Annotated in this window: 15 protein-coding genes; 12 read left to right on the top strand and 3 right to left on the bottom strand. The window is 46.1% G+C overall.

Translation table 11 applies throughout. From position 1 onward, the window contains the following. Positions 1-31: 31 nt before the first annotated feature. Positions 32-856 (bottom strand): thioredoxin domain-containing protein, encoded by an 825-nt coding sequence (locus HW988_RS15340; RefSeq protein ID WP_255490052.1) that lies wholly within the window; start codon positions 854-856, stop codon positions 32-34. A gap of 136 nt (positions 857-992) precedes the next feature. Between HW988_RS15340 and HW988_RS15335 the strand changes: the two genes are divergently transcribed. The 9 genes from HW988_RS15335 (at position 993) to polA (ending at position 10,063) form a co-directional block, all read left to right on the top strand. Next, positions 993-1,610 carry a hypothetical protein gene (locus tag HW988_RS15335; RefSeq protein ID WP_181605058.1) on the top strand — a complete coding sequence of 206 codons (618 nt, stop codon included), beginning with the start codon at positions 993-995 and terminating at the stop codon, positions 1,608-1,610. Positions 1,611-1,845: 235 nt separating this feature from the next. After that, positions 1,846-2,124: a cytochrome gene (locus tag HW988_RS15330; protein WP_142701346.1), complete on the top strand. Its 279-nt coding sequence runs from the start codon at positions 1,846-1,848 to the stop codon at positions 2,122-2,124. Then, positions 2,084-2,602, top strand: a complete 519-nt coding sequence (locus tag HW988_RS15325; RefSeq protein WP_246845695.1) for a cupredoxin domain-containing protein — start codon at positions 2,084-2,086, stop codon at positions 2,600-2,602. Before HW988_RS15330 ends, HW988_RS15325 begins: the two co-directional genes overlap by 41 nt. Before the next feature lie 30 nt (positions 2,603-2,632). After that, on the top strand, positions 2,633-3,739 hold the full coding sequence (locus HW988_RS15320) for a CpaF family protein (protein ID WP_142701345.1): 1,107 nt from the start codon (positions 2,633-2,635) through the stop codon (positions 3,737-3,739). Between the two features lie 177 nt (positions 3,740-3,916). Continuing rightward, positions 3,917-4,978: a hypothetical protein gene (locus tag HW988_RS15315; protein ID WP_255490051.1), complete on the top strand. Its 1,062-nt coding sequence runs from the start codon at positions 3,917-3,919 to the stop codon at positions 4,976-4,978. Then, a complete protein-coding gene (eno, locus tag HW988_RS15310; RefSeq protein ID WP_181605057.1) occupies positions 4,971-6,239 on the top strand; it encodes a phosphopyruvate hydratase in 1,269 nt (422 codons plus the stop codon). The genes HW988_RS15315 and eno overlap by 8 nt, the downstream gene beginning before the upstream one ends. Before the next feature lie 550 nt (positions 6,240-6,789). Continuing rightward, complete coding sequence (locus tag HW988_RS15305; RefSeq protein ID WP_255490050.1) at positions 6,790-7,023, top strand: septum formation initiator family protein; 234 nt, start codon at positions 6,790-6,792, stop codon at positions 7,021-7,023. Positions 7,024-7,123: 100 nt separating this feature from the next. Next, positions 7,124-7,426 carry a helix-turn-helix transcriptional regulator gene (locus HW988_RS15300; RefSeq protein ID WP_181605055.1) on the top strand — a complete coding sequence of 101 codons (303 nt, stop codon included), beginning with the start codon at positions 7,124-7,126 and terminating at the stop codon, positions 7,424-7,426. Positions 7,427-7,483: 57 nt separating this feature from the next. Continuing rightward, positions 7,484-10,063 carry a DNA polymerase I gene (gene polA, locus HW988_RS15295; protein WP_181605054.1) on the top strand — a complete coding sequence of 860 codons (2,580 nt, stop codon included), beginning with the start codon at positions 7,484-7,486 and terminating at the stop codon, positions 10,061-10,063. Here polA and HW988_RS15290 read toward each other — a convergent pair whose 3' ends face one another. Continuing rightward, positions 10,064-10,693 (bottom strand): hypothetical protein, encoded by a 630-nt coding sequence (locus HW988_RS15290; protein ID WP_181605053.1) that lies wholly within the window; start codon positions 10,691-10,693, stop codon positions 10,064-10,066. It abuts the gene before it with no gap. A gap of 102 nt (positions 10,694-10,795) precedes the next feature. Here HW988_RS15290 and fliL point away from each other — a divergent pair, with 102 nt between their 5' ends. Next, positions 10,796-11,776: a flagellar basal body-associated protein FliL gene (fliL, locus tag HW988_RS15285; RefSeq protein ID WP_255490049.1), complete on the top strand. Its 981-nt coding sequence runs from the start codon at positions 10,796-10,798 to the stop codon at positions 11,774-11,776. Here the strand turns inward: fliL and HW988_RS15280 are convergent. Further along, entirely contained in the window at positions 11,766-12,998 is a 1,233-nt protein-coding gene (locus HW988_RS15280) for a sigma 54-interacting transcriptional regulator (protein WP_255490048.1), read from the bottom strand. The two genes, fliL and HW988_RS15280, sit on opposite strands and share 11 nt — an antisense overlap. A 163-nt stretch (positions 12,999-13,161) precedes the next feature. On the opposite strand from HW988_RS15280, the gene yihA reads away from it, so the two are divergent. Then, a complete protein-coding gene (gene yihA, locus HW988_RS15275; RefSeq protein ID WP_142701338.1) occupies positions 13,162-13,734 on the top strand; it encodes a ribosome biogenesis GTP-binding protein YihA/YsxC in 573 nt (190 codons plus the stop codon). Further along, complete coding sequence (kdsB, locus tag HW988_RS15270; protein ID WP_181605052.1) at positions 13,731-14,471, top strand: 3-deoxy-manno-octulosonate cytidylyltransferase; 741 nt, start codon at positions 13,731-13,733, stop codon at positions 14,469-14,471. The genes yihA and kdsB overlap by 4 nt, the downstream gene beginning before the upstream one ends. The last annotated feature ends 27 nt before the right edge of the window (positions 14,472-14,498 follow it).

Below are 14,498 nucleotides of genomic sequence, written 5' to 3'. Positions count from 1 at the left end.
TGGGTTCTTCAGTGCACCTTGTGCAAAGAGACTATTTAGCCGCAGTTTTCAAATGACGGTCGATAATGTCTTTGAACTCAGAGAACGGATACGCACCACGAAGGGAAACGCCGTTGATCAAGAAGCCTGGAGTCCCGGAGAAGTTGAATTTTTTAGCTTCTTCCATGTCAGCTTCGATGATTTTAGTGATTTTTTCGTCTTTAAGATCTTTTTCAACACGTTTGATGTCCGCGCCAGCTTTTTTCGCAGCATCTTTCAAGAATGCTTCTTTTTTAGTGCGAAGTTCGCCTTGGTTTTCGAAAACGATGTTATAGAACTTTTCAGCTTTCGCATGGTCTTGCATCGCGATTGCTTCGAAGTAGCGTGCTGCAGGCATCGCCATAGGATGGAAATCCAAAGGCAAGTGCTTGTAAATTACGCGAACGTCTTTAGGGTACGCTTTCATAACTTCATCAACAGTCGCGTGACCTTTAGAGCAGTATGGGCATTCGAAATCAGAGTATTCAACAATTGTGATTTTCGCGTCTTTAGGACCGAAGAATACACGGCTGTCGTCGATAGCTGGTTTCAAAGGATTTGCGAACTCTTCGTCACGCTTTTTGCCTTCTTCAGCCATAGCTTTTTCTTGAGCTTTCTTTTGTGCACCTTGAGCCGCTTTATTCACCACTTCGATGAATTGCTCAGGGTCTTTTTCGATAGCTGCGAAAACGATGCTTGGATCTTTTTCTACCACTTCTTTAAGTTGTTTTGCGGATGGAGCACAGTTCACAAGGGAAAGTGCCAACGCTGAAACTGCTGCTAATTTAAATGCTTTCAATGTCGCCTCCATAAAGGAATTTAATTTGTTAAAACTCAAAAGCCCTCCCATTGTGCCATGTATTTTCCACGAGGGAAGGAAAAAAACCCGAACCTAAGTCCTGTACCCTATTCTTGCCGTGCTGCATGAAGTGATTGGACTTGCGTGAAGTTTCTGTGTGTTTAGACTGGAAACTATGAAAAAACCAAATTTTATTTTAGCAACACTCGTGACCGCTTTTTGCCTTCACGCACAAGCCGGTCTTATCGCAAACTACGCAACCCTGGCGACAAAAGATCTCGATCAGATGAACGAGCTCGTGAATGAAAAGATCCAGGAATCAGAACAGCTTCATGACGAGAAATACGTCCCGTTGAAGGAAGCTCTTCAGGCGGTTTTCTCGCGCCCTGACGGCACCGATGACATGATTGATAAAGTTGTCGGTCCATTGCGCACGAAGTTGGATGAATTGGATCAATGGGAGAACGCGTTGACGATCCTGGTTGATGAAGCCGTTGATGCACTTAAGCATCCTAAAGGTGTCAAACCTGTCATTCAAAACACGTACGCTGTCTTTTTGGAAAACTTCGTTGCTGAATCTAAACCTTACGCAAAATCCAATGGTTTTGAGCGCAAACTTTTAGAAAAAATCCGCGACGCAAAAATTGAAATGACCCGAGAGGCAAAAAATGAGCGTAGCCTTCGTGGCATGAAAGTAGGGGATTCACCATCGGATTTGGCGAAGCGTGTGCTTGAGCAGAATCCGGTAGAGAAGCCAGCTGCATCTAAAGACGAAAAGAAGAAAAAGAAGTAAATAAGTTCGCCGGATCCACTCTAAATCCGGCAAAATTTTCCCTCGACCCGACTGGTCTCTGGTACTTTCTGACCAGAGACCAGCGTCAAAACAAAGACCTCCTCAACTCTCTGAAAATCGCCTCAAATTGACTCAAGTTCTAATGAACTCCTACCGATAGAAACAATAGGTAACGGGGAGCAGGACGCTCTCCACTTTGATTTAAAAAATCAGAGTGCAGCAGATGGAGGATTCAATGTTTCTTCAAGGCGATTTACAAGTAATGTTCGATGCACTTTACAGCGTGGGCGCAATTGATCCTGTGCTTAAATTGGATTGGCAGGAAGTCACAAAAGAGATGATGGCAAATCCAGCACTTTTAAGTGAAGCTTTCCAAAGCATCAACGGTTGCCGTGGAGACAAAGATCTACTTATCCAGAAGCTACACATGATGGATCAAAGATCCGTAAGTTATATCGCTATGGAGGTCGCTCGTGAGTTTTGTGAATTCCAAGACCGTAAAGATTTGCACTAGTCTTGTAACAGCTCTGCTTATCACCAGCGTGGCAAATGCCTGGGAAGTTGATTTTTCTCGTCGTCAGGTTGATTTCAACAAGGTGACGAACGAAGATCGATTGCCTGCCAGCATCAAAGAAGATCAATCCGTAAGTATATTGAGCAACGTGTTCGACTCGGTCGAGCCGACTCAAGATATCGTGATCATGAACACAGAAAAAGGTTTTGTACCAGAGACTGTGCGCCTGAAAAAGGGTAACAACTATCGTATTCATGTTGTGAACGTGAACGGTAAAGAGAAAAACGTCAGCTTTGTGTTGGATGCCTTTTCTGAACACCATAACACTGTGTTTGGAGAAGAGAAGACTTTCAATGTGATGCCGAAAACAGATGGTATTTTCTCTTACCAATGCCCTGAAACAGCAGTGCAAGGTAAATTCATTATTTATTCGGATGCGAATTCTGTCCCAGGTGGCAGAAAACCCGCTTCTAACTAAAAACGCAAACCAAGTACATTGGGTGTAACCATGTCGGACCAGTCGAACGTTTTCAAGCAGACTATTCAACAGAACCTCGGTCCTGTTGTGAAGTATCTTGATGACCCGGGTGTGTCCGAGATTCTGGTGAATGGTCCCAGTGAAATTTTCGTCGAACGCAAAGGTAAGCTCGAAAAGGTTTCTGAAAAGTTCCCTTCCGAAGACGACTTGCGTGCCGCAGTGAACTCCATCGCACAATCCGTCGGTCGTCGTATCAATGACGAGAATCCTCGTCTGGATGCGCGTTTGCCGGATGGTTCGCGTATCGCGGCGGTGATTCCACCGATGTCCCGTAAGGGTACGACTCTGTCGATTCGTAAATTTACGAGCACTAAAATTACTTTCAATGACTACATCAAAATGGGCACAATCTCCGAAGACGGCGCGCGCTTTTTGGATATCGCGATGTTTTTGGGAAAAAACATTATCGTGAGCGGTGGTACCGGTTCCGGTAAGACGACTTTGTTGTCGCTGTTGTGTTCGCGTATTCCCAAAGGTCAGCGAGTGTTGATCATCGAGGACTCGTCAGAGTTGCAGGTCGATTATGAACACTTGGTGATGTTTGAAACTCGCATGGCCGATGCGCAAGGCAAAGGTGAAGTGACGATCAAAGATCTGGTGAAAAGTGCTCTCCGTTTGCGTCCTGATCGTATCATCGTGGGGGAGGTTCGTTCTGGCGAAGCTCTTGAACTTTTGAATGCGATGAATACAGGTCACAAGGGTTGCATGGGCACTGTGCATGCGAACTCGCCTGAAGATGCGATCGTGCGTCTGGAAGCTTTGGCTCAAGGTGGAGACGGCAAAATCAGCGAGCGTGCTCTTCGTCAACAAGTGGCATCCGCAATTGATTTGATCGTACAAATCTCTCGTTACGGAGACGGTTCACGTCGCATCGGTGCGATCAGTGAAGTTCGTGGCTTCTTGCCCGATGGTTCTTATGATGTGGTTCCAATATTTGAACTGGGACGTTTAGTACGTCGCCCCGACGGAACCCTTGAAGGTAAGTTGGAAGCGACTGGAAATGTTCCAACCTTCATGGAAGAAATCATCGATAACAAACTTCCCTTCCCCAAAGCCAAATTCAATAAAGCCGCCTAAAAGGTGCCAGGTCCTGTTTACGGACGCGTCGCGCATAAGGTGTGTTCCCCGCGATGTCGTGACTCACTGAATCGTGCTTTGCTCTTCGAAATAATGGCGAGGCCCTAAAATGCAGAGGATTGGTTGATTTTCTGACCCATCCGCGTCAACTGGTTTAAGCATAATATAGTTATTTCAATGGCTTCGCATTTGGGCTATCACTTTTGCGTGCACTTTAGTTGTAAGATCTCCAACTCAGTTTTGACGGTTCTTGAGGAGCAAGGTGAAGACCTTACGCCCCTCTATGAACAAACTCATCTATCGGTTGAGTTGTTGCGAGATTCTTCTTACTGGATCAGCGCTCCTGACATGGAGCAATTCCTGGAAATGTGTTTGCGACTTCCGCTCAAAAAAGATGGCGATGTTTTGACTCGTGCGGGACATAACGGACCTGAATTGCGTGCGTGGGGAGTGCTCGACAGTGTGTTGCGCATGATGCCTCGTCCGCAGGAAATTTTTAATCAGCCTGAACAGTTCTTGTCGTATTTCATTTCTCCCAAACCACCGATCGATAATCTTCGCAAAGACGAAGTCAGCATCTCTTTCGATTTGCCACTTCCTGCAGAACAATATCCATTGGTGACGACATACCTGATGGCAGCATTCGAGTCTTTGCCGGTTTACGTCGGCCAACCCTTGGCGCGTTGTGAATGGTCCGGCATTACTCTGAAATTGAGCTGGGCAACACAACAGCAAACGATCTTCAGTGAAAATGAAAACGTCGGTCATCAGGTCAGCCCTGATTTGTTCCAAAGCTTGCTCAACGATTTGCAACGCACTCAGCGTGAGCGCGAAGACTTGCAAAAATACGTGGGCGATCTTGAAGACAAAATTCGTACGTTTGAAAAACAAAGACAGCAGCAGGCCGCCCAAATCGAAGCGGCAGATACTATCGAAGGCAAAGCTTCATTGATTCCTCACGAGGGTTCTTTGTCGCATTTGAGTTTCGATGTGGAATCTCCTGCGTATTCTTTAAATCAAAATCTGGCACGTATGCATGACTACATGGTGCGCGCTCAGCAATTGATCACTATGCTGGCTTCCCAGGGTAAAACAAATCCTGCAGTGAAAGAAGCCATGAGACGTGTTGACTGGGAGTTCGTAAAAACGGAATACCCGCGCACCGTTTTCAACAGCATGGAACTGGTTAAAAAAATAAACTCTAAGCAATCCGAGAAGGAAGGTACTCATCATGTCTGAAATCATCAGTGTCGTAGCTCGTGAAATTCTTGATAGCCGTGGTAACCCAACAGTTGAAGTTGAAGTAACAACAGCTGAAGGTAACATCGGTCGCGCAGCAGTTCCATCAGGTGCCTCTACAGGTGCCCATGAAGCTTGTGAGCTTCGTGATGGTGATAAAAATCGTTACGGTGGTAAAGGCGTGTTCAAAGCGGTTGATAACATCCGCGAAAAAATCGCTCCTGAAATCTTGGGTCTGCAAGTAACTGAACAAGTTTACTTGGACAAAGTTCTTCGCGAAATCGACGGAACTGAAAACAAAACAAACTTGGGCGCAAATGCGATCCTGGGTGTTTCTTTGGCAGCAGCGAAAGCCGCAGCAGCTGACGTAAATCTTCCTTTATACCGTTACATCGGTGGTTCTCAAGCTTGCCGCTTGCCAGTTCCATTGATGAACGTATTGAACGGTGGTGCGCACGCGAACAACGGTCTTGATATTCAGGAATTCATGATCGTTCCAACTGTGAACAACTCATACGCCGAATCTCTTCGCGCTGGTGCAGAGATCTTCCACGCGCTTAAAAAAATCTTGGGCAAAAAAGGTTTGACGACAGCAGTGGGTGACGAAGGTGGCTTCGCTCCTAAATTGTCTGGCAACCAAGAAGCTTTGGATTTGATCATGAACGCAATCGTTGATGCGGGCTATGATCCAGGTCAAAACGTATTCTTGGGCTTGGACGTTGCTGCAACTGAAATGTACAAAGACGGCAAATACCAATTCGACGGCGAGTTGATCTCTCCAACTGATCTATTGGGCGTTTACAAAAAATGGGCAGAAAAATATCCATTGATCACTATCGAAGACGGCTTCTCTGAAGACGACTGGGATTCATGGGTAAAATGCACATCCGAAATGGGCAATACGATGCAACTGGTTGGCGACGACTTGTTCGTAACAAACCCAAAACGCCTGCGCATGGGCCTAGAGAAAAAAGCCGCGAATGCCTTGCTAGTTAAAGTAAATCAAATCGGAACTTTGACAGAAACATTCGAAGCCGTAAATTTGGCTCAAAGAAACAAATATAAAACAGTCATGTCTCACCGCTCAGGCGAAACAGAAGACACATTCATCGCCGACCTAGCGGTTGCTTTGAACTGTCACCAAATCAAAACCGGCAGCTTGTGCCGTTCTGAACGTATCGCCAAGTACAACCAACTTCTTCGTATCGAAGAAGACTTGGGTGGGATGGGCATCTACTGGGACAAAGCCGCCTTTAGATAAGGCACGCTTGAAAAGCGGCCGCCTCCTGCGTTGGACCGATCGCCTGATCGCTCCGACGTACCTGCAGTACGCCTGCGCGCTCATTCGGTCGGTCCGCCTTGGATTCGACCACTTTTGAAGCGTGCTTGTTTCACGGTAAAAATTCTGGCTGGCGCGTTCCGCGCTCGCTCTCTAAAAAAGCCACCCTCGACGGGTGGCTTTTTTATTTTCTTTTCTCCGCAAAAACGAGCGATGAACTCAGGGGTGGTCCATCGAATTTCTCCGAGCACTCTGAGCTTTGACTGGCGGACTTGGGGGTATGTGATTCGCCGGGCCTTCGCCGGCGCACGATGCGCGAACCCGCGAAGCGGGCGGCGATGAACCACGGACGGTGTGCCCAAGAAGCACATACCCCCAAGGCCGTCAGGCAAAGATCAGAACGTTCGAAGAAGAACGATCTGGACTACCCAGCAGCAAAGAGCGAAATTAGACTTTTTGTATGTCGTATTCTCGTTTTGCCGTGGGCCTAAGAAGACTATTAAATCACCCAGGAAGAGTCGCATTCATTTGCATGCTCATCTTCGGGGTATCTATCGTTCTAAACGGTAACTTGTGGCGCCTATGGGGACTGCATAGAGATTTCGACAGAATCTCAACTGAGATCAATGATAGCAAAAAAGCCACACTTGACCTCGAAGTCCAGCTCAAGCAGGCCAAAGATCCAGCGTTTATCGAACGCCAGGCTCGCGATAAATTAGACCTGGCTGGCGAACACGATTTAGTTTTCGTTTTCCCTGAACAATAGCCTAACGCGAATCGTTATTTGATGTCTCTCGGGTATACTAGCAATAGTATCTCAACTCTATTTCAAATCTATTTTGAAGTGATACCGGGGGTTTACGGTTATGTTCGAAAACTCAAATGAATGGAATAAAGACACTCTTCGCGCGCTTCGCCTTCGTCTTGGCTGGAGCCGTTCTGATATGGCTCGCAGATTAAAGTGTGAGTTAACAGAAATCGAATCGTGGGAAGAAGGTCAAGGCGAATTGCTGTTCAACTCACACATCAAGGGCGAATTAGCTCTGATTCATCGTCAAGCAGATGAGTGCTCTGACCAAGTTCGCTTTACTCCAGCTTGTGAAAACGAGTGTGATAAGCAAGCACTTGATCAAGTTGATTTTTCACGCGTCAAAGCAGACTTAGAATAATCGACATTCGCACTCTCCCGTTGTAGTTTTTTGAACTGCAAATTACGGGAGAGTCTTATGAAAAAAATCTATCTTATTGATGTCAGCTCGATGTTCTTTCGCGCATTCTTTGCGATTAGACAGCTGACATCTCCTAAGGGCATGCCCGTTAATGCCATCTACGGTTTTATCTCCATGGTTACCAAACTCATGAAGGAAGAAAAACCAGAGTACATGGTTTTCTGTTATGACCGTAAAGAGCCTTCCTTCCGTCATGATATGTACGTGGAATATAAAGCCCATCGTTCAGAAATGCCCGAAGATCTTGCGGTACAAATTCCTTACATCAAACAACTTGCCGATATTCTGGGAATTCCTGCCTTGGAAATTCCAAGTTATGAAGCCGATGACATTATTGGGACGTTAGCGAAAGTTGGTAAAAAGAACGGCGTTGAAGTCGTGATTGTCAGTGGCGATAAAGACTTTGGCCAGTTGATCGAAGACGGTGTGATCCTTTACGACACCATGAAAGATCATCGTTATGATTCTGCGGGAGTCTTTGAAAAGTGGGGCGTGCGTCCTGACCAGTTTATTGATTACCTTGCGATCGTCGGTGATACCTCGGACAACATTCCGGGGGTCAAAGGTATCGGTGAAAAAGGTGCGATTAAACTTTTAGAGCAGTTTAAGCATCTTGAAGACATTTACGAAAACATCGACAAGGTCGAAGGCAAAAGCATTAAGCAGAAATTGATCGATGCCAAAGAAATGGCCTTCCTTTCTAAAAAATTGGTGACCATTGCGACAGAAATTCCTGTAGACCACAATATCGAAAGCTATCGCCTGCGTCCGCGCAAAGACGACGAGCTTCGCGCTTACTTGCGTGAATTCAATTTTAAAACATTCGAAAAAAATCTTTTCGGTGAGGCCGGATCTGCACCGATGACGCCTGCTGAAGCCGGTAAGGCTTATTATGCTGAAGCTGCAACGCCGGCGGCCGCTCCTGATGCGATGGCGACACCAATGTTGGCCGAACATCAGACGAAAGAATTTAATGAAAAAACTCTTTCCACAAAGGACCTCGCAGGAATGTTTGCCGCGAATCAACCTTTGTGGGGCTTCACTGATGCCAGAGGCGTTTTCATTGGAACTGATTCTGATATCATCAATGTCTCCGACGCTGAGTTCCTGGGTAAGTTAACGGACACTTTCAAAGTTAATTGGAAGGGCTTCGATTTAAAAGATCTATGGCATAAAATCGGCTCCAAGAATCCCGTGGCTGATTGGGATTCCATGCTTGCAGCTTATGTTTTGAAAGCCTCTGACACTTCGGACTTTGGCAAGGTCTATGAAAAACACATGGGGGAGGCTTTGCCAGAAATGGCTTCTCCAAGTCAGACATACAATGCACACCTGCACCTTGCTAAAACATTGGATAAAAAGCTTCACGAGATCCATGGTGAAAAAGTTTTCCGTGATCTGGAACTTCCTTTGGTCAAAGTTCTTTTGAGCATGGAAAACCTGGGCGTTCGCATCGACACGGATCTTTTGCACAACTTAAGTAAAGAACTTGAAAAAGAAATCGAAGTTTTGGAAAAGCAGATTCATGAGCAAGCTGGTGAAACCTTTAATGTCGGCAGTCCAAAACAGCTGGGCGTGATCCTGTTTGAAAAACTGGGACTGCCTGCTGGTAAGAAAACGAAAACGGGTTATTCCACAGGTGAAGATGTTCTAGAAGCCCTTGAGCACCCCATTGCGAAGTTGGTTCTGCAGTGGCGTGAGCTTTCCAAGCTTAAATCAACATACGTCGATGCCTTACCAGCGATGGTACATGCCAAAGACGGCCGTGTTCATACCAGCTTTAATCAGGCATTGACGACGACGGGTCGTCTTTCCAGTACCTCACCTAACTTGCAGAACATTCCGATCCGCACGCCTCGGGGGCAGTTGGTGCGTAAAGCGTTCATTGCAAATCCTCGTATGAAACTATTGTCAGTGGACTACTCGCAAATTGAGTTAAGAATTCTGGCCCATATTTCCGAAGATCCAAATCTTTGCAAAGCCTTCGCGGATGACTTGGACATCCATGCGGCGACTGCGGCAGAAATTTTCAATATTCCATTGAAGGACGTGAATGCAGAACATCGTCGCACAGCCAAAGCTGTGAACTTTGGTATCGCTTACGGCCAGGGTGCGTTCGGATTGGCAGAAACTTTGGGTATTTCCCGCACCGAGGGTAAAGATATTATCGATCGCTATTTCACGCGCTTTAAAAACGTCCGTGAGTACATCGATAACACGATCAAGCTCGCCCATGAAAAAGGTTACGTCGAAACACTGTTCGGCCGCCGCCGCTACATCGACGAACTTCAATCGGGTAATGCCATGCTTAAGAAATTCGGCGAGCGCGCAGCTATCAATTCTCCGATACAAGGAACAGCCAGCGACTTGGTGAAAAAGGCCATGATCGAAGTGAATAAAACGGTTCCCGTGCGCATGCTATTGCAAGTGCACGACGAATTGATCTTTGAGGATTTCACCGAAAATCTGGAAAAAATGACACCACAACTTGTGAGCATAATGGAAAACATCGCTCAGCTACGCGTTCCTCTTAAAGTGAACTATGCAATCGGTGACAACTGGGACGAAGCGCACTAATTATTGAGTTTCCCAGCCGACGACGCGGCCGCCTTCGAAGTAGACGAAGCGGGTTTCTTTGCGGTAGCCCGAAGAGGTCGAGCTTTGGCGTTCATAGCGCCAGCGTTCGTTTTTATAGATTGGATTTCCTGAGACATCGACTGATGTCGGCTCACCCCAGGATTTTTTCACGTATTCCTGTGGCATGCCAACGGCGATATCCTGGTTTTCTACCAGATCTTTCATTTGGCTTGGAGCTGTGGAGCGGCTCCAAATTTTATTTTTATTGATCCAAACCTGACGTCCCTCAATCGACGGAATCGATAGGAACTCTACCTTTTCGGCATCGGACTGCAACCAAGGCAAGATGCGTGAATACTGCTCTTTTTCCTTGTTTGAACGCAGAGTTCGCTCCATTTGGCGGACAGTATTGCGATCTTGGATTTCTTGAATGTCGCTGGCACTAAGATTGCCGGGGTCTTTACCCAACTCATAGGCGGTTTGACGAACCGAGCGGTCGCGGATGATATCGCGGGAGTCTCGAGAAGTATAATCGGATGAGGATCCGTAGCCGCTATTCGCGGATCTTTGAAAACCTGTACAAGCAGACAATGATAAGCCCAAAACAGATACGACAAACAATACTCTCATGAATGAACTCCTAAGGTTTTATTCTACTGGATGAGGGCTTGTTTATAAATTGTTCTTGCGGGGTATTTGGTTCTTTTCTTACAATCGTCTTGGGAGCAATCATTGGCTGAAAACGAAAACCCGACCAAAGTAGAGTCGCAAAAACCTGAGGATTCACCAGAAGAGGAAAGTTCGGAAGATCTTTTGTCGCTGGAATCTTTGGATTCTATTTTGGAAAAAGAGGATCCCGAGTTCGCCAAATCTCTTAAAAATATCGGTCCGGATGATCCTTCAAATCCCATCGTTATTGAAGAATCAGATCTCGAATATAAAATTGAAGATGAAGTAAAGTACTGGAATCGCCAAGAAGGCTGGCGCAAGAAATTAGTAAAATTTCTGCCGTTCTTGCCGCGTATTTCGTACTACGTTCGCCTGCAACACATGGCTTTGCGTCTGACGTGGCGTAAAACCAAAGAACAAACGATTCATTTCTTAAAGAATCTGGGGCCTAACTTAAAACATGGGCTCATTGAAGTTTTAGGAAGCATTAAAAGCTGGCTTGGCGAGCTGGGTGCGACTTTCAAAACATTCTCTCTGATGCAAAAGCTGGGAGTGGTGGTTTTGTTGATCGCAACAGGTATCGGCGGAGTCGTTCTATATAAAATCGCCAACAACAAACTGATCCCTCACCAAGAAGAATTGTTTTTGCCAACGTTGGAAGATTGGGCCGATAAAAAGGAATTCTTCGAAGCAACTCAAGTGGAGCCTTTTTATGACTCCACTCGCGTGGCTCAGAATATTTTTAGTACCCAAAGAATTTTTGCGAACATTCGTAAGTCTTCACAGTCAGGCCCGAACCCGATGGCCGCCCTGGAGTTTTATGTCGAGGGCACGGACGCCGACGTGGTCGTTGAAATTAAAGACCGCGAGCCTGAAGTGAAAGATTTGTTTTTAAGAGTCGTTGAGGATATGAATTACGATCAATTGTCTTCGGCCGAAGGCAAGCAGATGTTGTGCGAACGCCTTCGCAAAGAAATCAATAAGATCCTGACCAAGGGTAAAGTGCGCAGGATCTTTTATAAAACCGCCGTCATTAAACCTTAAAGTTTTCCACCTTGATATTATAGTATTTCAAGCGATCGTGCAGAGTGGATTTGGGCATTCCTAAATCAGCAGCTGTGCGACGTTGATTGCCACGATTGGCCGTCAAACGTTTGATGATCATTTGTTTTTCAATCTCTTTAATTACAGGAATATCGTTGGTGGACTCGGCTTCAGTCGGAGTCAGCAACGTTTTATCCAGAAGCTTTTCGATATGTTTCTCTTCGATATGCTCCCGAGGATAAAGGGCCGCCGTGCGTGTGACCAGATTTTTCAATTCACGGATATTACCTGGCCATGGATGCTTTTTCAGACGGGCAATGGCGCCAAATGAAAAACGCACGCGCATTTTTTTAGCAAACATGTAAAGCAGGTCTTCAAAGTCTTCCATGCGGTGAACCAGTGCGGGCGGGGTCACTGTCACGACATTCAAACGGAAATACAAGTCGGCACGGAAAGCACCTTCACGAATTTTTTCAGGCAAGCTTTGATGAGTGGCAGCGATGATTCGCACATCAGTTTTGATGTTGCGGTCTGCTCCCACCGGACGAATTTCGCCATTTTCCAGTGCTCGCAAGAGTTTCGCTTGCAGAGCATAGGAAAGATCACCGATTTCATCCAGGAACAAAGTTCCGCCACGGGCGGCTTCAAAAGCCCCCTTACGATCAGAAATAGCACCAGTAAAGCTGCCTTTCACGTGACCAAAGAGTTCGGACTCGATCAACGTTTCACTTAAAGCGCTGCAATTCACACTCATAAAGTTTGCGTTCTTGCGCAAGCTTTCGTTGTGCAGGGCTTGAGCAATAACATCTTTGCCGGTCCCGGAAGGACCAAGAATAAGGACAGGGAATTCAGTGACGGCGACGTGACGAAGACTTTGCAATTCTTCATTCCAAACTTCGTTTTTACTTTTTAAAGGAAATTCCGAAGATTCCTCGCCGGTTTTATAGGTAAATAAAAGTTCCTGACTGCCGGCGCGGATAATATCGCCTTCTTGTAGGATCGCTTCCATAATACGGGCATTATTTAGATAGGTTCCCTGGGGGCTTCTAAGGTCTCGGATGTAGTAGGTTTGCTCGCGGCGCTCGATTCTAAAGTGGCGCTCGGCGAGTTCTTCTCCGAAGATTTGAATCTGACATTGGGCGTCTTTGCCGACTGTCAGAAAGTCACTGACTTGATAGGTTTTCGGGTTTTCACCCATGTGTTTTAGTAAAGCTTGGTTCATGATTTTCTCCTTCGCGAGGATTTCTAGAGCAAGGGCCTCGCCAGGGCTCAATTCGAATATAAGTGATCGCCGGGGCTGTTTTGGGGCCATGATGTATTGGGCCTAAGATAGCTTTCCAAGAATTGAGAATTGAGCATCGGCTTATTTATTGGTAGCCTACGTTATGCCAAAACAGATCAGATTCATTAAAAGCGCCGTTCTAGAGAAAGACTACCCCGTCCACAAAAAAGCTGAAGTGGCGATCGCAGGTAGATCCAATGCTGGCAAAAGTTCATTTATTAATGGTTTAGCGACAAATAAAATCGCCAAGGTCAGTTCGACGCCAGGTAAAACTCGCCTGTTGAATTTCTTTGATATGGATTCTTTCGTTCTTGTCGATATGCCGGGTTATGGATTTGCGGCTCGTTCGGGAGATGAGATTCGCGACTGGCATAAAATGATCGAAGTCTATTTGAACTCACGCGAATCCCTGGCGGGTTTGATTCTGGTCATGGATATCCGTCGTTCCTGGAGCGAGGATGAAGAACTTCTTCGTCGTTTCTCTGAAACTCAGGGCTTCCCCTTGGCGGTGGTGTTGACGAAGGCAGATAAAATGTCTCGCTCACAAATGCTTCAAGCAGTTAATAAAATTAAAAAAGAAACAGGTTTGAGCGCCGTCTTTGCAACGTCGGCTATCAAGAAAACCGGTCAAGAAGAAGTGGAAGACTATATTTACGCCAATTGGATTAAAGCATGAAGATAGTTGGTGTAATCCCAGCTCGATTCGCTTCCACGCGCTTTCCTGGAAAGCCGCTCGCACTTCTTCAAGGCCGTCCGATGATCCAATGGACCATTGAAGGCGCCAAGAAATCAAAACTTTTAACAGACCTGATTGTCGCGACAGATGATGATCTTATCAAAGCTGCAGCAGAAGCTGTGGGTGCGAAGGTCGTGATGACCGACAGCAGTCTGCCCTCAGGCAGTGACCGTATTCACGCCGCGATCAAAAATATTGATTGTGATGTGGTGGTGAATATCCAGGGTGATGAACCGTTGGTGACGGGTGAGTTGATTGACCGTCTGGCTCAAGTTTTCGTTGATGATTCTAAAATGGATATGGCGACTCTCGCTCATCCTATTTCTGAAGAAGAGCTGCAAAATCCTAATTCTGTAAAAGTCGTGATGAATATCAAGGATGAGGCTTTGTATTTTAGCCGCTTCCCCATGCCGTATTCTCGTATCAAGGCCAGCGAGCTTGAAGATTATTCTGGCTGCCTAAAACACATCGGCATGTATGCATATTCGAAAAAGTTTTTGCAGCAGTTCTGCGAAGCTCCTCAGGCGCTGATTGAAAAAGCAGAAAGTCTGGAGCAATTGCGCGCTTTGTATCTTGGAGCAAAGATCAAAGTCGTGCGTGTGAAAGAAGCAAGTATCGGGGTGGATACTCCCGAAGATCTTGAAAAATTGGATAAAGTTTTAAGTCAGAGGAAATAATGGCAAAAAAAGCAAAATCTACATCTG

The sequence above is a fragment of the Bdellovibrio sp. KM01 genome, assembly GCF_013752535.1.
Lineage (GTDB): Bacteria > Bdellovibrionota > Bdellovibrionia > Bdellovibrionales > Bdellovibrionaceae > Bdellovibrio.
This window is presented reverse-complemented; position numbering and strand designations above follow the sequence as displayed.